The sequence below is a fragment of the Vreelandella maris genome (genome assembly GCF_013371085.1).
In the GTDB taxonomy this organism is placed as follows: Bacteria; Pseudomonadota; Gammaproteobacteria; order Pseudomonadales; family Halomonadaceae; genus Vreelandella; species Vreelandella maris.
In genome coordinates, this window is sequence record NZ_JABWCV010000026.1 from 33,332 (window position 1) to 56,522 (window position 23,191).

The following is a 23,191-nucleotide window of genomic DNA, read 5'->3' on the forward strand; positions in this document are numbered from 1 at the left end:
AGTGTAGCCCAATGAGCTGGCGTGATCGAATCGGCGACGGCACGGCCATGTTTCGCGGCGTCACCCTGTACCTTGAGCGCGGCTCGATCAGCCCCGGCCGCCGGGTGCAGGTGCATGAATACCCGCTGCGCGATGAGCCCTACGTCGAAGACCTCGGCCGCAAGACGCGTGAGTGGCAGGTCACCGGCTATTTGCTGGGCGAAGAATATGACATCCAGCGCAACCAGCTAGCCGAAGCCCTGGAGCTACCCGGCGCGTTCGAGATGCGCCACAGCTACTACGGCACCCATCGCGTGGTGATCACCGGCGACCCGCGCATCACGGAAAGCACCCGCGAAGGCGGCATGGCGCGTGTGAGCCTAACCGTTGTACGCGCCGACGACGCCCCGCGCTACCCGCTGGCCGTGGCGGATACCCAGCAAGTAGTTGGCACAGCGGCCGAGTCATCACGCCTGGCGATTCTGGATGAATTCGTCGCCGCTTTCGAGATCGTCGAGCTGGCCGCCGACCGCGTCGCGGCCGTGGAAGCCACCATCCTGGGCGCGATCAGTGAGATCGAAGGCGTCATCGGTGGTATCACCGGCACGATCAGTCGATTGATCCGCACCCCCACCGAGCTGGGCGCGGCGATCCTTTCCAGCATTGGCCAGATCAAGAACATGTTCGGCGAGCCGGGGCGAGCCCTGGGCGTTTATAGCGCGATGTTTGGCACTGATAACGGCGAGGTGGCCAGCGTGCCGCCGAGCGCACCGCTACCCCAAGCCACCCAGATCCGCGCCCAGAATGCCGCCGTCGCCCTGGTGCGCCGCGCGGCAGCGGTCGAGCTGGCCGAGGCCAGTGCCGAGTGGAGCTACCCCACGCGCGACGCCGCCAGCGAAACGCTCGACGCGGTGCATCGGGGCATAACCGAGCAGATCAGCGGCAGCGTGCCGCCGCTGCCGCAAACCACCCAACGCCTGGTGTCGCTTCGCGCCGCCGCCGTGCAGGATCTGCGCCGTCGCGGTACGGCATTGCCTTCGCTACGGCACTACACACCTGGGGCGCGCCTGCCTGCCTTGGTGCTGGCTCATCGCCTCTACGGCGACGCCAAACGCGACGGTGACATCATCAGCCGCAACCGCGTGCGCCACCCTGGTGATGTCCCGGCTGAACGCCTGGAGGTGCTGAGTGAGTGAACTCGCGCTGATCGTCGACGGCACCCGCCACCTCGGCTGGAAGGAAATCCAGATTCGCCGCTCATTGGATGAGATGGCAGATAGCTTCGAGCTGGTGCTCTCCGAGAAGTGGGCCAAGAGCGACGGCTCAACGGTAGCGCCGCGCCGCCTGCGCACCGGTTCGCCCGTCGTCGTAGAGATCGACGGCGAGCCGGTGATCACTGGCTTTATTAATGACGTGCTGCCCAGCTACGACGCCAAATCGCACGTCCTGGTCGTCTCTGGCCGCTCTAAAACCGCCGACCTGGTCGATTCATCCAGCACCGCCCAGCCCTGGGAAACCGGCCAAACCGTGCTCCAGGTGGCTCAGCGCGTGGCCAAGCCGTTTGATATTGAAGTGATAGCCGAAGTCGACGTCGGCGCACCGCTGCGGGCACTTGAAGTCGAGCCGGGTCAAACCTTCGGCGAGGCACTGGGCCAGATCGCCAGCTACCGCGCCTTACTATTAGTGGCTGACGAACAAGGCCGCCTGGTCCTGACCCGCCCGCCGCGCGCCACGCTTAAGACCGAACTGGCCCTGGGCGAGAACATCCGTGTGGCCCGTGGCCGATTTTCTGACCGTGACCGCTTCGGCGAGGTGATCGTCCAGGGCCAAGGCGCGACCGATGACACCTGGTTTGGTGCCCAGGCTAGCGGGGCTTCTGGCCGCGCGAAAGATGAAGGCATCAAGCGCTACCGCCCGACCCTGGTGCTCTGCGATACCAGTACCGACTCAGCCAGTTGCCGCCAACGCGCCGAATGGGAAGTGCGCCGCCGTTGGGGCCAGTCGCGCGGCATCACTTACACAGTGGCGGGCTGGCGTCATCAAGATGGCCTATGGCGACCCGGTGACCTTGTGCCGATCCGCGACCCCTGGATGTTCGACGAACCCGTCGAGTGGCTGATCACCGAAGTGCAGCTGCTGCTCGATGAGCGCGGCGAGCGTGCAGAGATCCGCGTCGCCCCGCTGAGTAGCTACGACATTGAAGCCGCACCAGAGCCGGAACGGGAGAGCGACGTATGGTAGGCCGCGAGACAACCAAGCTGCTCGGTCCGGTGTGGCGTCGATTGCGCCTTTTGATCAGCCGCGCCGTGGTCACCCGCACCGACAGTGCCAAAGGGCTGCAAATTCTCCAGCTCGACCTGCTGCGCGATGAAACCCGCGAAGTGGAACACATGGAGCCCTATGGCTTCACCGCTCGCCCGCTGCAAGGGGCCGAAGCCGTTGCTGCTGCTGTGGGCGGTGCCCGTGGCCACCTGGTCGCACTAGTGGCCACCGACCGTCGCTACCGCAAGCGGAACCTAGCCAAGGGTGAAGTAGCGCTCTACACGGATGAAGGCGATGAACTGGTGTTTAACCGGGGCCGCATCGTGCGTTTAAACGCCGGTTCAGCGGTCGAGGTCACCGCTCCCCTGGTGACGATCACCGCTAGCACCTCGATCACCCTGGATACGCCCGATGTGTTTGCCACCGGCAACATCAAAGCAAACGGCCAGGTCAGCGATGGCACCGGCAGCATGCAGGGTATGCGCGATACCTATAACGGCCACGATCACGATGAAAACGACAGCGGTGGCCCGACCGAAGCGCCCAACCAGGAGATGAGCTAATGGATATCACCCTGGATTGGCTGGACCAGGCGCTGGACGTCGCACTCATCGACGGCGACCTGGCCACCGACGACGGCCTGCGTACCGCCGTGGCGCTCTCGCTGCTCTGCGACCGGCGCGCCGAGCCAGACGACATCATTCCCGACGGCACCGACAACCGCCGTGGCTGGTGGGCCGATGCCATCGCCGATGAAGACGGCGACCGTTGGGGTAGTCGACTTTGGCTGCTAGGCCGCGAAAAAGAACTGCCGGAAGTGCGCCGCCGTGCCGAGGCCTACGCCCGCGAGGCACTCGACTGGCTGCTGGAGGATGGCGTGGCAACCGAGATCGACGTCACCGCCGAGACCCTTGACCGCGACGTGCTCTGGCTAAAAGTGATCATCAAGCGCGGCGATGGCAGCCGCCTAGCCGACCGTTACCAGTACGTGTGGAGTTAATATGCCCTGGCAATCCCCAACGCTAAATGAGCTGGCCGAACAGATCCGCGCCGACATGCGCGGGCGGCTCTCCGACGCCAACCCGGCGCTACGCCGCGCCATGCTGCGCGTGATTGCAGATGTAGACGCAGGGGCCGTTCACGGCCTTTACGGCTACCTGTCGTGGCTGGCCAAGCAGCTGATAATCGACACCGCCGAGGCCGAATGGCTGGAACGCTGGGCGAGCATCTGGCGCATCTACCGCCAGGGCGAAGTCGCGGCCACCGGCCCGATATTGCTCACCGGTAACCCAGAGGCGCAGTTGCTGGCAGGTGAGGAATTCGAGCAAGACGGCATCCGTTACACGCTTGATGACACCGTCACCCTGGACGCCAACGGCGAGGCCACCGGCAACGTAACGGCCGTTGAAGCGGGCGATGAAGGCAATCTGGACGCCGGTGAAACCCTACGCCTGGTGCGTGCCATCAGCGGCATCGACGGCGAAGCCACCGTGGGTGATGACGGCCTGACCGGCGGTGCCGAGCGAGAGAGCGACGAACGCTTGCGCGAACGGCTGCTTGAGCGCATACAGCGCCAGCCCCACGGCGGCAATGCCGACGACTACATCATGTGGGTACGCGAAGCCCACCCAGACATCACCCGCGTGTGGGTATACCGTCATAAGCCCGACATCGGCGAAGTGACCGTGCGCTTCGTGTGCGACGACCTGGACGACATCATCCCTACACCCGCCGTGGTACAGGCGGTGGATGAGTATGTCGACGACGTTCGCCCCGTGACCGCACGCGGGTTCTATGCCGTTGCCCCGGAGGCCGAGCCGTTAAACCTGGCCATTCGTCTCACACCGGACACTGCAGAAGCCCGCAGCCGTGTGCAGGCCGCGCTAGATGACTTCCTCGGCCAGACCGCTGAACCCGGCGGCACGCTCTACCGTGAGCAGCTCTCCGGCGTTATCTACGTCGCCGCTGGCGACAGCCGCCACGAGCTGGACTCGCCAAGCGGCAACGTCACCCACGGCGTTAACAAGATCCCCGTGCGCGGAGCTATCACATGGCTCTAAATCGCAATGACTACGCCAACCAGCTCAACGCCCTAGCACCACCAGGACGGGCGCTGCCCCGCGAGTCGGGTAGCCAGTGGCAGCGGCTCACTCAGGCGCGGGCGGGTGCGTTTTCGCGCGTTGACGGGCGGGCGGCGTCTCTGCATGAGGAAGCTGACCCACGCACCACATCGGAGCTGTTGCCTGATTGGGAGCGCGTCACAGCAATGCCCGATCCCTGCGTCACCGGCGAGCAAACCGTCAGCGAGCGGCAAGATGCCGTGGTGCGCGTTCTCACCGGCACCGGTGGTGCTAGCCGCCCTTATTTCATCGGCCTCGCTGCTGATCTCGGCTACGACATCGAGGTCGAGGACTACACCGCCCACACCGTAGGCAGTGACGTCAGCGAGCCGATACGCGGTATCGACTGGCGCTGGGCCTGGACCGTCCGCGCCGCCGAAGAAACCGTGCGCCAGCTGACCGTCAACAGCGGCGTCAACGAAGCCCTGGCCACTTGGGGCAATGAGCGCCTTGAATGCGTATTCGAGCGCCTCGCCCCCGCCCATTCCATCCTGATCTTCGCCTATGGAGAAACCTCATGGTAGATCGTGTCTACGAACGCAACGCCTCAGACTCGGCCCCCCAGCCACCGGCTGACCCGAGCAGCGGCTACCCCACCGCCGGTAACCCCGCCCAGGGCGTCCCAGCCACCCAGCCGGGGCCGTACTGGTACCACATGATCACCGAAAGCCTACGGCGAGTCGTCGTAGAAGCGGGTTTGACACCGGATCATGAGGATCTGGATCAACTTCTTGGCGCTATTAAATCAAGCGGCCAGTTCGCCGACTATAGCGAGAGCCGCACCTACGAAACCGGCGAAACCTGCAGAGGCTCCGACGGCGTCTTATACGAGTTCTACGACCGCGACCAGGACGGCACAGTCCAGGGCGTTGACCCCACCGACAACGCCAATAGACCCCACATCTGGATGCGCTGGGACGGCGTCAAACCCGGAACCACCATAGCGTGGCGCAGTGAAGATTTACCAGAGGGCTATCTACCCAACGACGGATGGCAAAGCGCTCCGCGCCAAGACTACCGCCGTATTTTCGCGGCATTCGGCACTACATGGGGCGAGGGCGACGGCGCTACCACGTTCGGCATGCCCGGCGATGAAAACGAGTTCCTGCGTGGCTGGGACCCGAACGGCAGTCGCGGATTAGCTGAACATCAAGCCGACATGCTGAAAGCGCATGCGCATCCTCAGTCGGTTCAAAGATCTAAAGGCGGGACTAGCAGCTCAATGCCAACTGTTAACGGGGGGAATAATGGTCTCCCATTCAACGTAAACGGATCAAGTGCGGCTTACGACATTATCAGCGGCGAAAGTACGTCTGCTGTGGGTGGGTCTGAAAACCGCCCTAGTAACAACGCCGCGCGTTGGCTCACCAAAATTTAAGGAGGCGTCATGCTGATTTACGACATCAACCAGTCCGACGGCACAGTCATTAACACCGCTGGCCGCGACGCACCCGCCGACCCGATGCGCCAAACACCCCGCATCCCCGCAGGCGCGACCGACATCGCTCCACCCTCAACCGGAGAGCACGAAGCTGCCCGCTGGGCCGGTGACGATTGGGAAGTGGTGCCCGACTACCGAGGCCACGTCTACTACACCGACGACGGCGAACGCCACGAAATCACCGAGCTAGGCATCGAGCCACCCGTTGACGCTCTCGACGAAGCCCCGCCCGAATCACTCGCCGACGTCGCTGCAAAGAAAAAGCGCGAGATCGAAAGCGCCCGCGATGCTGCTATCGACGATGGGTTTACCCACACGTTCGGCGATACTGACGACGTCGTGCAGACTCGCCAACGCGACCGCGAAAACCTCACCGGCCTAGCGGTATCCGCCCAGCGGCACCCGGATAAAACCTTCCAGTTCCGGGCAAAAAGCAACGCCACGTATGAGCTAACCGCCGACGATATGCTAGCCCTCGCCGACGCTGCGCAAGACCACGTCAGCGAACAGTATGGCAAAAGCTGGCAGCTAAAAGCGCAGGTCGACTCAGCGTTGGAGGCCGAGGATCGGGAAGGCTTGGAAGCCATCGAATGGAGCAATGCGGAATAAAGCGTAGAAGGGAGTGACCACCGGCGGTGCGGACACACCACCGGTAGCCACCAACAAGCAGCACACACCTGCAAGTCGGCCAAGACTCCCCCGCCTCGCGAGGCGTTAGAGAGTCTAAGCCAAACGTTAGATTCGTTATAGGCTTGACAGAGTGTTAACTGAAATCCGTTGTAAACAGTGCAGCCGCAAGCTGGCCACCGCCAGCGACTATCAATTCATCGAAATAAAGTGCCCGCGTTGTAAGCACTTAAATCAGCAGAGAGCCACGAGCTCCGAACCACCAAAGGAGAAGCCTCGTGGCTAACCCAATCATTCCCTGGATGGGCGGCAAGCGCCGCCTTGCGGACAAAATCTTTGCGCTGATGCCGCCACACCAATGCTATGTAGAGCCCTTTGCAGGCGGTGCAGCGCTCTATTTCCTGCGGCCAACGCCCGCCGAGGTCGAGGTGCTCAACGACGTCAACGGCGACCTGGTTAACCTGTATCGCGTGGTGCAGAACCACCTTGAAGAATTCGTTCGGCAGTTCAAGTGGGCGCTCACCAGCCGACAGGTGTTCGAGTGGGCTAAGATGACGCGGCCCGAGACGCTTACTGACATCCAGCGGGCGGCCCGCTTCTACTACCTACAGCAAAACGCCTTCGGTGCCCGTATTGAAGGCCAAAGCTTTGGCACCGCTACCACCACGACGCCAGGCTTAAACCTGCTACGGCTGGAAGAATCGCTATCCGCCGCGCACCTACGATTATCCAGTACCTATATAGAGCACCTAAGCTGGCAGGACTGCATTGAACGCTACGACCGTCCCCACACCCTCTTTTATATGGACCCGCCCTACTGGCAGACAGAAGGATATGGGGTACCCTTTGGCATAGAACAGTACGAGGAAATGGCGCGCATGCTGGCCAAGCTCAAAGGCAAGGCCATCATCAGCCTAAACGACCACCCAGACATCCGCCGGATCTTCAAGGACTACCACATCGAAACCACCGACATCCGTTACACCGTCGGCGGCGGCAAAGGCTCAGACGCCAAAGAGGTGTTGATCTTCAGCTGGGATGTGGATGAAGAGCCAGCGGGGTTGTTTTAACAATTAAGGGGACAGTATGGAGATCGGAGCAGCAGTAACAGCAGTTAAGGGAGCGCTTGACCTAGCACGTAATGCCAAAGACGTGAATGACCGTGCTCAGCTCAATGCAGCAATGAGCGACATCATGGGCAAGCTGACAACAGCGCAATCCGATCTCCTCGACCTACTCACAGAGCATCACCGGCTAATTGACGAAAATAGGGAGCTTAAAAGCAAGCTAAGCAAAGAAGAGCGTTTCGATCAGTATCGTCTTTGCAAGACTCCAGTAGGGCACTACATATACGAGCTCAAGGAAGAGTATGTGAACGAAGATAAGCCAGCGCATGCCATCTGCGTCAAATGCCGTGAAGAGGGTCTACGATCTACTCTTCAGGAAGGTGATTATAGTTATTACTGCCCGACTTGCAGGACGGTAGCAGACTTCCAGAGGCACCCCGGTTTTGCGATGAGTTCAGGGCCTACCTACAACGATCCGTGGTGATCAGTTGGGTATGCCAAAGATACCGCAAAGGAAGGCTTTAATAGCCGATTACGCTGATGCCAAAGTAAGCGCGAGGCTGTGCCAAATCTATCGCGCGGTTACACTAAGGCACAGACCCTGACAGAAATACACCGCTGTACAGCCTTTTATCCACACCCTGATAAAAACAGAGGGTGTGGGTAACCTAGCGTAGCCACTTTGTAGGCACATACGAAAAAGCCGCCCTTTCGGACGGCTTAATCTAATTCTCTAACGCTTAACTTTTAACCACTTTTTTAGTGGTGCCGACACCAGGAGTCGAACCCGGGACCTACTGATTACAAGTCAGTTGCTCTACCAACTGAGCTATGTCGGCGCTTCACGTTTTCTTGAGAACATGATTGCTTCGCTGTTAGGCTTTGCAATCAACAAGAAATCTTGTTGGCAATGGCTGGGGTACCAGGATTCGAACCTGGGAATGCCGCTACCAAAAAGCGGTGCCTTACCACTTGGCGATACCCCAGCAGTGTGGTGGCCAGAGACGGAATCGAACCGCCGACACGGGGATTTTCAATCCCCTGCTCTACCAACTGAGCTATCTGGCCGCTGCCAACGGTGCGTATTAAACTAAAAACGCCGCTTTTCGTCAACACCTTTGTGAAACTTTCTTGCGATACGGATGCTTAGGGGTGTTCTGTTCTACACTCGGCGCGGTGAGAAGCATACGCTACGGGCCTTTCGCACCTAGGCCTGGCCCTACTCATTACAAGTCAGTTGTCCTGCTTTTCACATGGCAGAAAAGCGACAGCCAACCTTCAAAGTCATGCCTGAGTGGGCGGTACATACCCTTCGGCCTGGTCGGTTTCCTGATTGTCCAGGAAGCGCTGCATCTGCTCCATTAAGTACGCACGGGATTCAGGGTCGAGCATGTTGAGGTGTTTCTCATTGATCAAACGAGTTTGCAGCGACTGCCAGGCTTCCCAGGCGGGCTTGGAAACAGTCGCCTGAATCTCCTGGCCCTGCTTGCCCGGCAAGGGCGGGAATGGCAGCGCTTCAAGCTCTTTCTGGTACTTGCGGCAAAAAACCGTGTTACTCATAACGTACTCCTCTTGCAGTGACTGGCTACTTATAGCCCCAGATAACGCTTAGGCGTGGCCTGGGGTGGGATTGAGGGTAAATGGCGTTAGCTGGCTGAGCAGCGCTTTAACCGGGGCTGCCAAGCCCAGCGCGGGCGGATGGTTGATGTCGTACCATACGCCACTTTCGCGTACACCACCCAGCCTATCGCAGGTCACGGGCTGCGGGGTAATTTCCAGGCGAAAATGGCTGAACGTATGGTGAAAACTGGGCGCCGCACGTTCGCGCGCGGGGTTAACGACATGAGCTTCCAACCAGTCGTTGAGTTCGCTGTGCTTGTCAAACTGCGGCAGGCCCCATAACCCACCCCATAAACCGCTAGGAGGGCGCTTTTCCAGCCATACCCGGCCTTCCGGATCGCGCAGCATCAGCATGATGGTCTGCCGGGTGGGCAGCGCCTTTTTCGGTTTGGATTCCGGATAGCGCTGGGGCTCACCCCGCGCATAGGCCAAACAGACATCGTTAAACGGGCAGCTTGGGCAATCCGGCTTGCTGCGTTTGCATAGCGTGGCGCCAAAATCCATGATCGCTTGGGTATAATCCGCCAGCCGCGCTGTTGGCGTATAGTACTCGGCCAGCGCCCAAAGCTGCCGTTCAACTGCAGGCTTACCCGGCCAGCCGGGCAGCGCATGCAGCCGGGTGAGCGAGCGCTTTACGTTGCCATCCAGGATCGCGGCCCGTTCCCCTGTACTTTGCGCAATGACAGCGCCTGCGGTGGAACGGCCAATGCCGGGCAGTGCCACCAATTCGTCAATACTGTCTGTTGGCAGTTCGCCATCATGCTCCGCCAACGCAACTTGGGCGGCTTGATGCAAGTTGCGCGCACGGGCGTAGTAGCCAAGCCCTGTCCAGAGATGCAGCACTTCATCCTGCGGCGCAGTAGCGAGTGCCTCCAGAGTGGGAAAGCGCGCCATAAAACGCTCGAAGTAAGGAATGACGGTGGTGACTTGGGTCTGCTGCAGCATGATTTCCGACACCCAGACGCGATAGGCGCTGCGCGGCGACTGCCACGGCAGGTCGTGACGGCCATAACGGTCGAACCAAGCCAGTAGGCGTTGTTGAAATTCGTCTGCCGCCAGCCGCGGTTTGGGCATATCTGCCATGCACGCTCCTTAAACAGAAAGGGGTATCAAAGGGACTAATAAAAAAGCGCCGGCGGTTAGGCCGGCGCAGCACTTATCGGCTCAGGTGAGAATGCTCAGTTAAACAGGCCGCGCAGCCCGTCACGCAGCTCCTTTCCAGCGCCTTCACCTAACCGCTCATCCAACTGGTCCAATGTATCGCCTAAACGCTCCTCCAGCTCTTCATTGACGCGCTCGCCAGCTTCGTTGCGCAGCAGGTCGACTACCGCCGCCTGGAATGTTTCACGATCAAAACGGCACCACTCAGTGCGCTCACCGCCTAAATGTCCTTCACAGCGAACGGGCAGCGGCAGTTGTTCCAAGCGGGGATTCACCTCACAAGCCGCGTCGGCGGTGTCTACTAAGCGGGCATTCGCCTGGGTGTTGAAATTCATACTGGTAAGATTGAGTTCGCCTTCTCCCTGAACATCAATACCGGGCAGAGTGATCAGTAGATCGTCGCTCTCGACTAAACCATTGCTGATTTGGAAGGTGGCATCGAAACGCTCAAAGCGGGTATCAGTGTGCCATTCGCGCAGCGTGCCCTCACCTTCTAACTGGGCTACCAGTTCACACATTTGCTGGGAAATGTTGGTATTTAAAATAGCCCCATCGTTCAGGCGAGCCGTCAACTCCCCATTAAGATTGCTGATGAGCGCTTCGCGGCTATTGCCTTGACTCGTAAGGCCGCCAGATAAATTAAAGCGACCGCGCAGTGGTGACGGCTCCTCTCCTTCGCTGATGGCTTCTATCAACGGTGCCACCTGAACGCTGTTAATGGTTGGCGAAAGCGCCCATTCCAGAATAGAGCCCGTGGCATTGACTTGACCGGTAGCGCTGAGTTCACCTTCGTAGAAGCCCGACTCAAATGCCGTTAGCCGGTGAATGCCGTCGTCACCACGCAGTTGTAAGCTAGGATTATTGAACGTTAATCCTGCCAAGACGAGGTTATCGACGCTTAAATCACCCTCAAGTGACAACCGAGTAAGAAGCGATTGCGGCACTAATGTGCTGGAATCCTGGGCAAAGGCTTTACGCAGCAAGCTACGGCTAGCCTGCTCGGCGGTAGCGGCACCGGGTAGATAGCGATCCAGATCCAATTGATCACCGGCTAAATCGAACGCCAGCCGCGAGCCATCCAAAGCGGCGGTCAGCTCGCCAGTAAAGGTGCTGTCATCGACCACCAACGAGAGGCTCGGCAAAGAGAGTTGCTCAACATCGCCTTCAATAGGGCTGGTCATGGCCACATCGCTAAGTGCGGCCTCGCCCGCTGTGGTGAGCGTAACGCCAGCGCGAGCCAGCCAGGGGCGCAGCGTAAACGGGGCCGCGGTTAACTGGCCGCGATAGCGTGGGGCATCACGCAGTTGCTCAACATTGAGGTGACCACTAACTTTTAGGCCATCCGGCCCGGTGAGCTGCAGGTCTTTTAACTGCGCCGTTTGTGCTTGCCAATCACTCTCCAGGCCAAAGGCAAGTGCCAGCGCCAGGCTACCTTGCCAGTTATCCGCGTTGCGCAGGCCTGCTTCAAGCACCCCTTCTGTGATCGAAAGCTGTTGCTCCCCCATGCGGGCGACCAGTTCAGCCGCTTTTAAGCTGAGCTGTTGTGGTTCGCTCTCTGCGCCTTGCGTCGTTCGCGTGGTTAGCGCCATATTTTCCAGCACGAAAAGCTCATCGGCCAAACCAAGCCGCACGCGGGTTTCGAGATTGATCTCGCTGCTCAGGTCAGGGGTACGCTCCAGCACTTCGGCATCCAGCCGGTTATGCTTGGTCAGCGTAAACATGGCCTTAAGCGGGAAGGGCCGCACTGGGTTGACGTTACTGCCGGAGATATTTAGTTGCTGCATGCGCCATAAGGCTTCGGTTTGTGCGTCCCGGAAGCGAATGTCAGCGTTCTTCACTTCGACACTAGCAATGCTTAGCACCACCGCCAAGCTACCGGCATCGGCGTTGGGTCCCGCACTGGCAGGCGCCAGCACCGTTTCTGCGGTGCCGTCGTTATGTTCGGAGAGGCGCTCCAGCAAGGGTTCCCAGTTGCCTTCGCCTTGAGCGTCGCGCTCTAAATTAAGGCGCATACCGTCCAGCGTTAGACCGTCTACAGCGATTTCGCCACGCAGTAGCGGACCGAATGCCACGCTGACTTCGGCACGATCAATGGCGGCGAAGGCGGCGCTCTCTTCAGCTTGCTCGGGCAGCCAAGCACGGGCCTGTTCTACACTCACACCGATACGAGGGTAGAATGACCACGTGATGGGACCTTCCAGTGCAAGATTGAGCCCGGTTTGCTCTTCCACGACAGCCGTTAAACGCGGTTTGAAATCTTCGGGATCCAGGAAAGTGGTGACATACACCACGGCGGCGACGGCGACGATGGCAAGAATACCGACCGCTGCTAGCAAAATACGTAATAGCTGTTTCATTTACCCTTTCCCTTGTGGGTCTAACTCAACAAAATCGCTGGTGGCGGGCATTCCCGGCACTGGCGTTTCTGGATTGGTCATAGGCCGGTAGCCTAATTTGGAAAGCAGCACGCGGTCAGCCAATGGCAAGGTGGAAGTTTCTATCCGCAACACACGGCCTTCCTGTTTGGCTTGCTCGCCAAGCAGCGCCATTAAGCGCGAACCGACGCCACGGCGGCGCGTGGTTTTGCGCACGCAGAGCTCAGATAGCCACCACGCCCGGTCTTCGCCTTCTTGCACGGCGACAGCCCCCAGCAGCCGATCATTGAAATGGGCGCAGGCAAAAAAATGCTGACCTTTAAAATGTTGTTCAATAAATGGCTCAACCGTTGGGGTGGGCATGCGCTCTTGGGGCGCATCCTCATAAATGCGCATTAGGTCAAGGCGCACTTGCTCATCGGCTTCCCAACGGGCCTGGTCGACGTGGTGCAGTGTCACCGGCATGGTGAAATCCTCTTCGCCAAAGCAGCCTGGCTGCTATTTCTGCCGCAATTGATTGCAGCTACATTTCGCGCATTGTAGCGGATGAGGGCGCCAATTCACTATAATGGTCGTTTCGCCACAGGTTATGCCCTGATCCACAGTGGTAAGTTGATACAAAGCCACCGGCCATTTCACAGGATCGTTCCTCAGGGTAATCCCCCAGAGTGCGCCTTAGCGCAGGAGATGCAACATGTCAGCGCGTATTGCCACGGTTAGCCGTGACACCAACGAAACCCAGATCAAGGTCAGCGTCAATCTCGACGGCGAAGGCCGTCTTAGCTGCCAAACCGGCGTTCCGTTTTTGGATCATATGCTTGATCAAGTTGCCCGCCATGGGATGATCGATCTCGACATCAATGCCACTGGCGACCTGCATATTGACGACCACCATACCGTAGAAGACCTGGGTATTACGCTAGGCCAAGCTTTTTTTGAAGCCATTGGCGATAAGCGCGGCATTTACCGCTATGGTCACGCCTACGTACCCCTTGATGAAGCACTCTCTCGGGTGGTGATCGACTTTTCCGGCCGGCCGGGGCTTTACATGAATGTTGAGTTCACCCGCGATACCATCGGTAGCTTGGACACTCAGCTGTTCTGGGAGTTTTTCCAGGGCTTCGTCAATCACGCTCGCGTGTCGCTGCATATCGACAACCTCAAAGGCTTTAATGCTCACCATCAAGCGGAAACAATTTTTAAAGCATTCGGCCGAGCGCTACGTATGGCCGTGGCGGAAGACCCGCGTATGGCAGGCCAAATGCCTTCCACCAAAGGGAGCCTGTGATGCTGCGCTATGCGACGAGCGATGCCTCTAGCAACTTTCCTTCTATCTCCACAAGGAGCGCTTCATGACCATTGCTGTGATCGACTATGGAATGGGCAACCTGCATTCCGTGGCCAAGGCGCTGGAGCATGTGACGCATGAGAATGTAGTCATCACCCGCGACCCTCGACGTATTCTTGGCGCGACGCGCTTGGTGCTACCTGGTCAGGGAGCTATTCGTGACTGCGTTGGCGAACTTGAGCGCACCGAGTTACGCGGGCTGGTAGACGATATTTTAACCCGCCAGGCTAAGCCACTGCTGGGTATCTGCGTGGGTCAGCAGATGTTGCTGGAGCGCAGTGAAGAGAATGGCGGCGTTGAGTGCCTGGGCTTTTTTAAAGGCAGCGTGGACCGTTTCCCTGGTGATATGCGCGACGCCCACGAGCAGCGTTTGAAAGTACCGCACATGGGCTGGAATGTGGTCGAGCAGCATCACGAACACCCTCTGTGGGCAGGTATTGATAATCGTGAACACTTCTACTTCGTGCACAGCTATTACGTGAATGCGGATGACGACGCCCAGGTGTTTGGTACGACCCAATACGGCAAGGTAAGCGCCCATGTCACGATTGGTCGTGACTCGACCTTCGCGGTGCAGTTTCACCCGGAAAAAAGCTCCCGTGCGGGCCTTCGCCTGCTTGAAAACTTTGTCACCTGGACGCCCTGAGAGGATTTTGTATGTTGGTAATTCCCGCTATTGATCTCAAAGACGGCCAGTGTGTCCGGTTGAAGCAGGGTCGCATGGAAGATGCGACCTCCTACGGCGATGATCCAGTGGCGATGGCCGCACGCTGGGTGGAAGCTGGCGCCCGCCGGCTTCACTTAGTTGATTTGAACGGTGCTTTTGAAGGCAAGCCGGTGAACGGTGACGCCGTGACCGCTATTGCCCGGGCCTACCCGAATCTGCCGATTCAAATTGGAGGCGGCATTCGCAGTGCGGAAACCATCGAGCACTATTTAAGTGCCGGTGTCTCCTACGTGATCATCGGTACCAAGGCAGTAAAAGAGCCCGACTTCGTGGGTGAAATGTGTCGCGCCTTCCCCGGCCATGTGATTGTTGGGCTTGATGCCAAAGATGGCTATGTCGCCACCGACGGCTGGGCAGAGGTCTCCACGATCAAAGCCACCGAACTGGCCAAGCGTTTTGCCAACGATGGTGTCTCCAGTATCGTCTACACCGACATTGCCCGCGACGGCATGATGCAAGGCGTTAACGTAGAGGCCACCGCGGCCCTAGCGCGCGAAGGCGGCTTACCGGTGATTGCGTCAGGTGGTGTGACCAATCTGGGCGACATCAAAGCACTCTGCGCAGTTGCCGATAGCGGCATTCTGGGCGCGATTACTGGCCGGGCAATTTACGAAGGCAGCCTGGATGTCGCCGAAGCACAGCGGTTAAGCGACCAACTGACGGGAGGCGGTTCATGAGCCTTACCAAACGCATTATCCCCTGCCTGGATGTAGACGCCGGACGCGTGGTCAAAGGCGTTAACTTTGTCGGCATTCGCGATGCCGGTGACCCGGTAGAGATTGCCCAGCGCTATAACCAGCAGGGCGCCGACGAGATTACCTTTCTCGATATTACCGCTAGCCACGAAGACCGCGATACGACGGTAGAGATGGTTGAACGCATTGCGGGCGAAGTGTTTATTCCGCTGACCGTCGGCGGCGGCATTCGCAGCTGTGACGACATTCGCACCATGCTGAACGCTGGAGCGGATAAAGTCTCCATCAACACCGCCGCGGTCACCAACCCTGAGTTTGTGCGCGAAGCTGCTGAGCGTTTCGGTAGCCAGTGCATTGTGGTGGCGATCGATGCCAAGCGCGTCTCTAAAGAGGGTGAAACGCCCCGCTGGGAGATTTTCACCCACGGTGGTCGCCGCCCAACGGGCCTCGACGCCGTTGAGTGGGCGAAGAAGATGGTGGAATTCGGAGCGGGCGAACTGCTGCTCACCAGCATGGATCGCGACGGCACCAAGATTGGCTTTGACCTGGGCGTGACCCACGCGATTTCAGAAGCGGTGAGCGTGCCGGTGATTGCCTCTGGCGGTGTAGGCAACCTGAATCACCTGGTGGATGGCGTGCTGAAAGGTGGTGCCGACGCCGTGCTGGCCGCCAGTATTTTCCACTTTGGCGAATACACCATCCCTGAAGCAAAGCGCTACATGGCCGAACGCGGGATCGAGATGCGCTTATAAATTTCTAATACGTAAGCCTGCCGGGGCCTTAAGCCCCGGTATCTTCAAGCGATAAGCCAAGATTACTGATCCCACCGTTGCGCCCTAATTCACGCACCTCTTTTAGTGCCGCTTTATCCAACGGTTCGCTGACCATTTCCAATACCGCATCCTGAAAGTCGTTCTCGTCGGCCATCAACGGGTGGTCGCGAATAATTAGCGCCAGTTTCTGTGCGTCAACTTCGCCTTCAGTGAGCTCTATAAAAGCGCGCACGCCCGCTCGGGATGTGCGGCTAACATCCAGCACGGCCTCTGGGGAGTCGCCTTGCAGGGTGTCCAGCAGTGCCGAGACCGATACCACAGCATCCAGCGCACGCCGAGCACCAAAGCTGTCATCCTCTTCGGAAGGCTCACATTCGGCGAGCTTCTCCGCCTGGCGAGCAAAGTCGATACTGGCGTTGGGCACATTAAGCCGTTCCCACACCAAACTCACCACGGTACGCAGCGTATGGCTATCGCCCTGTCCTGTGGTTTGCTCATACAGCACATAGTTAGGCAGCAAACGCTCACACAGCGCCGCCATAAAGGCTTGCTGGGCCGGTAGTGGGAGTTCTTGCAGCCGTAAATAAAAGCCCTGAGGTTTCGGCACCATACTGATTTCCTGGATCGCTTTACGTGGGATATTGGTGAAATGTGGCGGGTACGTTATCGTCTCTCTGCGCTTGGGGCGATCCCCTAACGCTTTGATGATTGTACGGCCGGCGAGGAGATTACCATGCATATTCATCTGCTACAGCACGGCCCTGACCATGGCCCCGCCCGTTTAACCGACTGGCTAACCAGTATGGGCCATAGTTACACCATTTTTCATCTCTATGCTGGCGAGTTAACGCCCCGCCCAAACGAGTCTGATGCATTGATTGTACTTGATGGGCCTGAGACGCTACTCAGCCAACCACCAGCGTGGTTTAAAGCTGAAGATAAACTGATCAACCGCTACCTGGATGGCCAAAAACCATTATTGGGGATTGGCATTGGCGCTCACTGGATAGCGCAAGCACTCGGCGCAGTGGTAGCCCCCGGCACTTACGCTGAAACAGGCTGGCATACGGTCAACCTGGCACCGGAAAGCTCACTGGATTTGCCCGAGTCGTTCAGCGCCTTTATGTGGCATCGTTATGTCTTCAGCTTGCCCGATGATGCCTTTTCCCTGGGGGGCAGTGAAGCAGCACCGCTGCAGGGGTTTACCTGGGATGGAGGCCGCGTCGTCAGCCTGCTATGCCATTTGGAAGCCACGCCTGCCAGCGTTAACCACCTGCTGAGCAAGACCGAGCGGCCCAGCGCCTCCCCTGCAGCCGCCCGCTATGTTCAGGACGATGCGGAAATTCTTGAGGATGCCAATCGCTTTATTCATCTAGCACCGCTGCTTGACCGCGTGATGACCCAGTGGTTAAGAACGGACTAACAGCAGCGCATGCAGCGATTATCGGTTCCACTGCCTGGCAACGGCCAGGCAGCTCTCCCAATCACCGACATGGATTTCTGGTGGTGTGGTCTCGCGCTGCTTGTCTAAGTGATAGCGGTAGAGCGGGTCGTAATACTCGGTCAGCAGTGGCGCGAGCCACGCTTCATGGGCCTGGGGGTTGCCGTGGGCATGTTCGTTAAACGCCAGTGCCTGAAGCCGCTGCAAACGCTGCAGCCGTGCATTACCCAAGCGCTTGCCCAGACGGATCAGCGCATTACTTAACTGCGCCTGCATCAATTGCCAGCCCTGATAGGCACCATAGCGAGCAGCATAGGCCTGCTCTAAATCGATAATGTAATCCTGCTGAATTTGAGCAAGGCGCCAATCCAGCGGCATTTCGATACGCACACGAGGCGCTTGCTGCAATGCTCGCCAGAAGCTCAAGGGAATATTTGCACTACCAATCTGGCGGGACTCGTCTTCGATAACCAGCCCTTCAGTTAAGCTGATTAATCGTTTAGCCAGCGCATGCTCAAAATTGATTTGTGTGGCAGGCTCTTCGGGCCTGCGTCCGAAGGCGGAGCCTTTATGGTGCGCGAAGGCTTCCAGATCAACGCCGTTATCGAGCTGATTAATCAGCGTGGTTTTTGCACACCCAGTCAGCCCTGCGACCACCAACATCGGCTGCAGCGCGGCGCTCTCAATACGCTCACATAGCGCTTGGCGCATGGCTTTCCAACCACCCTCCACGCGTGGTCTTGAGATGCCTGCCTCTTCTAACCACTGCTGAGCAATTTGTGAGCGCAGCCCACCACGAAAGCAATAAATCAATGCATCTGGATGCTCGGCTAAATAAGCCTGCCACGCTGCAATTCGAGCTTGCTTGACCTCACCGCTGACTAAGCGTTCGCCTAACGCAATCGCCGCGGCTTGGCCCTGCCGTTTATAGGCGATACCTACCTGATGACGCTCATCATCAATCATTAACGGCAGATTGACGGCCCCCGGCAGCCCACCCTGGGCAAACTCGACCGGGGCGCGCACATCAATAAGCGGCCGCTCCTCTTTGAGTAAATTTAATACTGCCGGTGTGGTCGCCAGTGTCACCCGACCACCTCAATAGAGGCTTTACCTTGGCGCGCTGTCATTACCCCGAATGACTGTAACGACAGGCCGAATTCACGGCCAATGCGCTCAACGTCATCTTCCCAGGCAGGATCGACACTAATTAGCAGTCCGCCAGAGGTTTGTGGATCACACAGCCACTGCCAGTGGGCTTCATCCATGGCGGGCAAGCTCTCTCCTAGCGCATCACGGTTGCGTAGCGTACCGCCTGGCACCGCGCCTTGGCGTCGGTAGGACTCTGCCTCGGCTAAGCGCGGCAGCTTACGAAAATCAATCTGGGCCATCACATTACTGGCCTGGCACATTTCCGCAAGATGGCCGGCCAAGCCAAAACCGGTCACATCAGTCATGGCGTTTACCCCTTTCACATCGGCAAGTTTCACGCCAATGCTGTTGGGCTTGAGCATGGTTTCGCGGGCAAGGCCATGGTGGCCCATTTCCAGTAAGCCGCGCTTTTCTGCGGTGGTTAACATACCGATACCCAGCGGCTTGGTTAAGAACAGCAGATCACCAGGTTTGGCGGTGCTATTAAGCTTGAGCTTGTCTAGATCGACCAAGCCGTTAACGGCCAACCCGAAAATGGGCTCTGGGGCATCAATAGAGTGACCACCGGCCAGGGCAACGCCTAATTCGCGGCATACCGCCTGGGCTCCGGCCATGACATCACCAGCCACTTCAGCGCTAAGCTTATCCAGCGGCCAGCCTAGAATGCCTAACGCCATTACCGGCGTACCGCCCATGGCGTAAACATCGCTGATCGCATTGGTCGCCGCGATACGCCCAAAATCAAAGGGATCATCAACAATCGGCATGAAGAAATCCGTGGTGGCAATCATGCCGCGGCCATCGCCCAGATCATACACGGCAGCATCTTCGCGTCCTTGATTGCCGACAATAAGCTGCTTATGGCCCGCAGCTGGCCCCGCTTTGGCTAGAATCCCATCCAGCACGTCCGGGGCAATTTTGCAGCCGCAGCCGGCGCCGTGGCTATACTGGGTCAAGCGAATCGAACTCATCGTGTCTCTCCTTGGCACTTAGGGGATATCTTCAGTTTAACGCAGTATGGCACATGCTACAGTGCTTCCAGCGCATCGCTGAGCTTATCCACGGCGATCACTTCCATGCCTTTTGGCGCCTGCTTGGGTGCATTGGCCCGCGGCACGATGGCACGCAGAAAACCGTGCTTGGCAGCCTCACTAATGCGCTCCTGCCCACTAGGCACTGGGCGTATTTCGCCGGAAAGCCCAACCTCACCGAACACCACTAACTCTTTGGGCAGTGCACGGTTTTGCAGGCTAGATACTACTGCCAGCAGTACTGCCAAATCAGCGCTGGTTTCAAGCACTTTGACACCACCGACAACGTTCAGGAATACGTCTTGGTCACCGGTAAACAGACCACCGTGGCGGTTGAGCACTGCCAACAGCATGGCCAGGCGATTTTGATCAACGCCGACAGCTACCCGGCGGGGATTGCCAAGCGCAGACTCATCTACCAGTGCCTGCACCTCGACCAGAATTGGCCGCGTGCCCTCCCAAACCACCATCACCAAGCTGCCGGGCGCTTGCACTTCTTGGCGGGAGAGAAAGATCGCGCTGGGGTTTTTGACTTCTTTAAGGCCCTGCTCAAGCATCGCGAAAACACCCAGCTCGTTAACGGCACCAAAGCGGTTTTTCTGACCACGTAGGGTGCGAAAGCGTGAGTCTGCGCCGCCTTCTAATAACAGCGACGCATCAATCATATGCTCAAGGACTTTAGGACCCGCCAGCGAACCGTCTTTGGTCACGTGTCCCACTAATAACAGAACGGTATTGGTCTTCTTGGCAAAGCGCGTTAACGCGGCGGCTGACTCGCGCACCTGAGCAACGCCACCAGGCGCTGAGCTAATGTCTTCCAGATGCATAGTTTGGATCGAGTCGATTACCAGGATTTCCGGCTTTTCACGCTCAGATACCGCCAGAATGGTTTCCACACTGGTCTCGGCCAGCATTTTTAAACCGTTGGTAGGCAGTTGCAGGCGGTGGGCTCGCATAGCTACTTGAGAGAGCGACTCCTCCCCCGTCACATAGAGTATGCGTCTCTGCTGGGCTAGCTTACAGGCCGTTTGTAGCAGTAGCGTCGATTTACCTGCACCTGGATTTCCGCCCAACAGAACTGCCGAGCCGGGTACCAGCCCGCCGCCTAACACGCGGTCAAACTCAGCGAACGTGGAACTCATGCGAGGAACCTCGCTGAGATCAACATTGCCAAGATCGATCACTTCTCGCGAGAGATCACCTGTGTAGCCTGAGCGCCCAGAGGTTGCTCCGCCACCAGGGCGTGCACTCTCTAAACGCACCTCGCTTAGGGTGTTCCACTCTTGGCAACTACTGCACTGCCCTTGCCATTTGCGATATTCAGCACCGCACTCAGTGCATACAAAGGCGCTTTTAGCTTTGGCCACTGCCATTACACTCCTACTGTTGCTATCGCTATTTGACAACATTCACTACGTTGCCACCTGCATTAACAGCCACTAACCATTGCCACTCGCGTCAGGCCTTGCCCCGACAAACACAAAAGGCGGCCAGTGGCCGCCTTTGATACTGCTGACTAGCGCGTTATTGGCGCTTTAGCTGCAGCATTTCACCGTTTTCAAAACGACGACGTTCTGGGTCAATCAATTCCAGCGTGCTCTCATCAATACGCATGAAGTAATAGATTTGGCCATCGCCATCCGGTGTCAGCTCATAAACGGTGGCGTCTGGGTCAGACGGCGTACCGGTCAGCACTTCCCAATTACCCGCATAGTTTTCATCCGGGGGTGTTTGTGGGTGGTTCCGGTAGGTAGCGTTCAGCGTGAAAGTGCGCTCTTCCGCTGCGCTCATCTCTTCACCCATCATCGTGACATCCAGATCGATACCATCGCAGTTGCGGCAAGGTAGCGAGCCTTGGTAATTAGCCTGTGCGGTCGCTGCTTCCTCTTGCTGCTGTTCCATCGGACCGCTTGCACAGCCAGCTAATAGTGCCAACATAGCCGAACCGGCTAGCAAACTCTTAAGTTGCATAGAGTGTCTCCTTCATCTCGTGTTGGGCATTTATTTACGCGCACTTGTGACAGCATAACCGCTACAAGGTGCGACGCACACCCCTAGCGACGCGAATGCTTGCGCTGAGTTGGCCTTCAAGCGACCATGGCATACCTTGCTAGGATAATCAGGTTACCCTCATGAGCCAATACTGGAGTCCGGCCGTTCGCGAACTTACGCCTTACGTGCCCGGTGAGCAACCACGCGAGAAGCTTGTTAAACTCAATACCAATGAAAACCCTTACCCACCTGCTCCAGGCGTTGGTAAGGCACTGCGCGATTATGCTACAGACCATTTGCGTCTCTACCCTGACCCTACCTCTAAAGCACTGCGTGAAGCACTGGCAGAGACGCTTAATGTAGCCAGCAGCCAGGTGTTTGTCGGTAACGGTTCCGATGAAGTGCTGGCATTCGCTTTTCAGGCCTTCTTTCGCCATCAGGCGCCGCTTGATGTGCCTGCCATTACCTATAGCTTTTACCCTGTTTACGCCAATCTTTATGGCGTTGAGCTGCGTAAGCATCCGCTCAATAAGCAGTGGGAAGTCGATATTGATGCGCTGGCGGCGAATACCAACCGAAGCGGCGTTATTTTCGCTAATCCAAATGCCCCTACCGGACACGCTCACTCGCTCGCAGCAATAGAGGCGCTGCTTAAGCGCGTCACAGATCGAGTAGTACTGGTGGACGAGGCGTATGTCGATTTCGGCGCAGAGAGTGCTGTAACGCTGATTGATCGCTACCCTAACCTACTTGTCACCGGTACGTTTTCTAAGTCGCGCAGTTTGGCAGGCTTGCGGTTGGGTTATGCGGTAGGCTCAGAGGAATTGATTGATGGCCTGCTGCGGGTAAAAGACTCTTTCAACTCTTACCCAGTGGATAGCCTGGCAAGCTTAGTAGGCATCGCCGCTCTGAAAGATGTCGAGCATTTCGAAGCCTGCCGCGAGCATGTCATTACTACTCGTGAACGTACTCGCCAACGCCTCGAAGCGTTAGGGTTTGAAGTGCTGCCCTCTAAAGCTAACTTCGTGCTTGCCCAACACCCTGACTACGAGGGCGCGCAGCTATTTGCTGGCCTACGCGAGAGGGGCATTCTGGTGCGCCATTTTAATACTTCAGACCTCAGTAACTTCCTACGTATCACCATCGGCACCGATGATGAAATGGACAGCCTGATTGAAGCGCTAGAGACGATCTGCGTTTAATCTCTTCATTTGTAAGTCTTTACCTGGGCGGCGCAAGCCGCCTTTTTTATCGGCTGCCTTTCTTCCACGCAACAAAAAACCCAGCCGGGTGGCTGGGTTCTTCGTGGTATAGGTGCCTGACGATGACCTACTCTCGCATGGGGAGACCCCACACTACCATCGGCGCTAAGCGGTTTCA

At 58.0% G+C, this 23,191-nt stretch carries 26 protein-coding genes and 3 tRNA genes; 17 read left to right on the top strand and 12 right to left on the bottom strand.

Annotated features, from left to right (window positions below; translation table 11 throughout):
• The first annotated feature begins 11 nt into the window (after positions 1-11).
• The 11 genes from HUO07_RS17755 to HUO07_RS17805 all read left to right on the top strand — a co-directional run bounded on the left by HUO07_RS17755 (position 12) and on the right by HUO07_RS17805 (position 7,980).
• On the top strand, positions 12-1,175 hold the full coding sequence (locus HUO07_RS17755) for a DNA circularization protein (protein ID WP_176304670.1): 1,164 nt from the start codon (positions 12-14) through the stop codon (positions 1,173-1,175).
• Positions 1,168-2,220, top strand: a complete 1,053-nt coding sequence (locus HUO07_RS17760; RefSeq protein WP_176304671.1) for a phage baseplate assembly protein — start codon at positions 1,168-1,170, stop codon at positions 2,218-2,220. Before HUO07_RS17755 ends, HUO07_RS17760 begins: the two co-directional genes overlap by 8 nt.
• Positions 2,214-2,804, top strand: a complete 591-nt coding sequence (locus HUO07_RS17765; protein WP_176304672.1) for a phage baseplate assembly protein V — start codon at positions 2,214-2,216, stop codon at positions 2,802-2,804. Before HUO07_RS17760 ends, HUO07_RS17765 begins: the two co-directional genes overlap by 7 nt.
• On the top strand, positions 2,804-3,241 hold the full coding sequence (locus tag HUO07_RS17770) for a phage GP46 family protein (protein ID WP_176304673.1): 438 nt from the start codon (positions 2,804-2,806) through the stop codon (positions 3,239-3,241). Before HUO07_RS17765 ends, HUO07_RS17770 begins: the two co-directional genes overlap by 1 nt.
• 1 nt (position 3,242) lies before the next feature.
• On the top strand, positions 3,243-4,301 hold the full coding sequence (locus tag HUO07_RS17775; RefSeq protein ID WP_176304674.1) for a baseplate J/gp47 family protein: 1,059 nt from the start codon (positions 3,243-3,245) through the stop codon (positions 4,299-4,301).
• Positions 4,292-4,885 (top strand): YmfQ family protein, encoded by a 594-nt coding sequence (locus HUO07_RS17780; protein ID WP_176304675.1) that lies wholly within the window; start codon positions 4,292-4,294, stop codon positions 4,883-4,885. Before HUO07_RS17775 ends, HUO07_RS17780 begins: the two co-directional genes overlap by 10 nt.
• On the top strand, positions 4,879-5,739 hold the full coding sequence (locus HUO07_RS17785) for a tail fiber protein (RefSeq protein WP_176304676.1): 861 nt from the start codon (positions 4,879-4,881) through the stop codon (positions 5,737-5,739). Before HUO07_RS17780 ends, HUO07_RS17785 begins: the two co-directional genes overlap by 7 nt.
• A 9-nt stretch (positions 5,740-5,748) precedes the next feature.
• Positions 5,749-6,411 (top strand): DUF4376 domain-containing protein, encoded by a 663-nt coding sequence (locus HUO07_RS17790; RefSeq protein ID WP_176304677.1) that lies wholly within the window; start codon positions 5,749-5,751, stop codon positions 6,409-6,411.
• Positions 6,412-6,562: 151 nt separating this feature from the next.
• Complete coding sequence (locus HUO07_RS22285; protein ID WP_176304678.1) at positions 6,563-6,715, top strand: Com family DNA-binding transcriptional regulator; 153 nt, start codon at positions 6,563-6,565, stop codon at positions 6,713-6,715.
• On the top strand, positions 6,708-7,499 hold the full coding sequence (locus HUO07_RS17800; RefSeq protein WP_176304679.1) for a DNA adenine methylase: 792 nt from the start codon (positions 6,708-6,710) through the stop codon (positions 7,497-7,499). The genes HUO07_RS22285 and HUO07_RS17800 overlap by 8 nt, the downstream gene beginning before the upstream one ends.
• A 16-nt stretch (positions 7,500-7,515) precedes the next feature.
• Positions 7,516-7,980 carry a hypothetical protein gene (locus tag HUO07_RS17805; RefSeq protein ID WP_176304680.1) on the top strand — a complete coding sequence of 155 codons (465 nt, stop codon included), beginning with the start codon at positions 7,516-7,518 and terminating at the stop codon, positions 7,978-7,980.
• A gap of 279 nt (positions 7,981-8,259) precedes the next feature.
• Here HUO07_RS17805 and HUO07_RS17810 read toward each other — a convergent pair.
• The 7 genes from HUO07_RS17810 to HUO07_RS17840 form a co-directional block, all read right to left on the bottom strand.
• Positions 8,260-8,335 (bottom strand) — tRNA-Thr (locus HUO07_RS17810).
• A 72-nt stretch (positions 8,336-8,407) separates the two neighbouring features.
• Positions 8,408-8,482, bottom strand: a tRNA-Gln gene (locus tag HUO07_RS17815).
• Positions 8,483-8,488: 6 nt separating this feature from the next.
• Positions 8,489-8,564 (bottom strand) — tRNA-Phe (locus HUO07_RS17820).
• A 216-nt stretch (positions 8,565-8,780) separates the two neighbouring features.
• The gene (locus HUO07_RS17825) at positions 8,781-9,056 is read right to left on the bottom strand and encodes an oxidative damage protection protein (protein ID WP_008957624.1); all 276 of its coding nucleotides are present in this window, start codon (positions 9,054-9,056) and stop codon (positions 8,781-8,783) included.
• A 48-nt stretch (positions 9,057-9,104) separates the two neighbouring features.
• Entirely contained in the window at positions 9,105-10,199 is a 1,095-nt protein-coding gene (gene mutY, locus HUO07_RS17830; protein ID WP_176304681.1) for an A/G-specific adenine glycosylase, read from the bottom strand.
• A 95-nt stretch (positions 10,200-10,294) separates the two neighbouring features.
• Positions 10,295-12,634 (bottom strand): AsmA family protein, encoded by a 2,340-nt coding sequence (locus HUO07_RS17835; RefSeq protein ID WP_176304682.1) that lies wholly within the window; start codon positions 12,632-12,634, stop codon positions 10,295-10,297.
• Entirely contained in the window at positions 12,635-13,117 is a 483-nt protein-coding gene (locus HUO07_RS17840) for a GNAT family N-acetyltransferase (protein ID WP_008957627.1), read from the bottom strand.
• A gap of 229 nt (positions 13,118-13,346) precedes the next feature.
• Between HUO07_RS17840 and hisB the strand changes: the two genes are divergently transcribed.
• From hisB to hisF, 4 genes are all read left to right on the top strand, one after another.
• Positions 13,347-13,940, top strand: coding sequence for an imidazoleglycerol-phosphate dehydratase HisB (hisB, locus tag HUO07_RS17845; RefSeq protein WP_176304683.1), 594 nt, complete (start codon positions 13,347-13,349; stop codon positions 13,938-13,940).
• A 64-nt stretch (positions 13,941-14,004) separates the two neighbouring features.
• The gene (gene hisH, locus HUO07_RS17850; RefSeq protein ID WP_176304684.1) at positions 14,005-14,646 is read left to right on the top strand and encodes an imidazole glycerol phosphate synthase subunit HisH; all 642 of its coding nucleotides are present in this window, start codon (positions 14,005-14,007) and stop codon (positions 14,644-14,646) included.
• A gap of 11 nt (positions 14,647-14,657) precedes the next feature.
• Entirely contained in the window at positions 14,658-15,404 is a 747-nt protein-coding gene (hisA, locus tag HUO07_RS17855; RefSeq protein ID WP_176304685.1) for a 1-(5-phosphoribosyl)-5-[(5-phosphoribosylamino)methylideneamino]imidazole-4-carboxamide isomerase, read from the top strand.
• A complete protein-coding gene (gene hisF, locus HUO07_RS17860; protein WP_176304686.1) occupies positions 15,401-16,174 on the top strand; it encodes an imidazole glycerol phosphate synthase subunit HisF in 774 nt (257 codons plus the stop codon). The genes hisA and hisF overlap by 4 nt, the downstream gene beginning before the upstream one ends.
• 28 nt (positions 16,175-16,202) lie before the next feature.
• Here the strand turns inward: hisF and HUO07_RS17865 are convergent, their stop codons facing one another.
• Positions 16,203-16,805, bottom strand: a complete 603-nt coding sequence (locus HUO07_RS17865; RefSeq protein WP_176304691.1) for a YjaG family protein — start codon at positions 16,803-16,805, stop codon at positions 16,203-16,205.
• A gap of 123 nt (positions 16,806-16,928) precedes the next feature.
• On the opposite strand from HUO07_RS17865, the gene HUO07_RS17870 reads away from it, so the two are divergent.
• A complete protein-coding gene (locus HUO07_RS17870; RefSeq protein ID WP_176304687.1) occupies positions 16,929-17,618 on the top strand; it encodes a type 1 glutamine amidotransferase in 690 nt (229 codons plus the stop codon).
• Positions 17,619-17,636: 18 nt separating this feature from the next.
• On the opposite strand, the gene mnmH is transcribed toward HUO07_RS17870, so the two are convergent.
• The 4 genes from mnmH to HUO07_RS17890 form a co-directional block, all read right to left on the bottom strand.
• On the bottom strand, positions 17,637-18,725 hold the full coding sequence (gene mnmH, locus HUO07_RS17875; protein ID WP_176304688.1) for a tRNA 2-selenouridine(34) synthase MnmH: 1,089 nt from the start codon (positions 18,723-18,725) through the stop codon (positions 17,637-17,639).
• Positions 18,722-19,759, bottom strand: a complete 1,038-nt coding sequence (gene selD, locus HUO07_RS17880) for a selenide, water dikinase SelD (protein ID WP_176304689.1) — start codon at positions 19,757-19,759, stop codon at positions 18,722-18,724. The genes mnmH and selD overlap by 4 nt, the downstream gene beginning before the upstream one ends.
• A gap of 56 nt (positions 19,760-19,815) precedes the next feature.
• Positions 19,816-21,186, bottom strand: a complete 1,371-nt coding sequence (radA, locus tag HUO07_RS17885) for a DNA repair protein RadA (protein WP_176304692.1) — start codon at positions 21,184-21,186, stop codon at positions 19,816-19,818.
• Positions 21,187-21,343: 157 nt separating this feature from the next.
• Positions 21,344-21,790: a copper resistance protein NlpE N-terminal domain-containing protein gene (locus tag HUO07_RS17890; protein WP_101146592.1), complete on the bottom strand. Its 447-nt coding sequence runs from the start codon at positions 21,788-21,790 to the stop codon at positions 21,344-21,346.
• A gap of 161 nt (positions 21,791-21,951) precedes the next feature.
• Here HUO07_RS17890 and hisC point away from each other — a divergent pair, with 161 nt between their 5' ends.
• Positions 21,952-23,013, top strand: coding sequence for a histidinol-phosphate transaminase (gene hisC / locus HUO07_RS17895; protein ID WP_176304690.1), 1,062 nt, complete (start codon positions 21,952-21,954; stop codon positions 23,011-23,013).
• Positions 23,014-23,191: the final 178 nt, after the last annotated feature.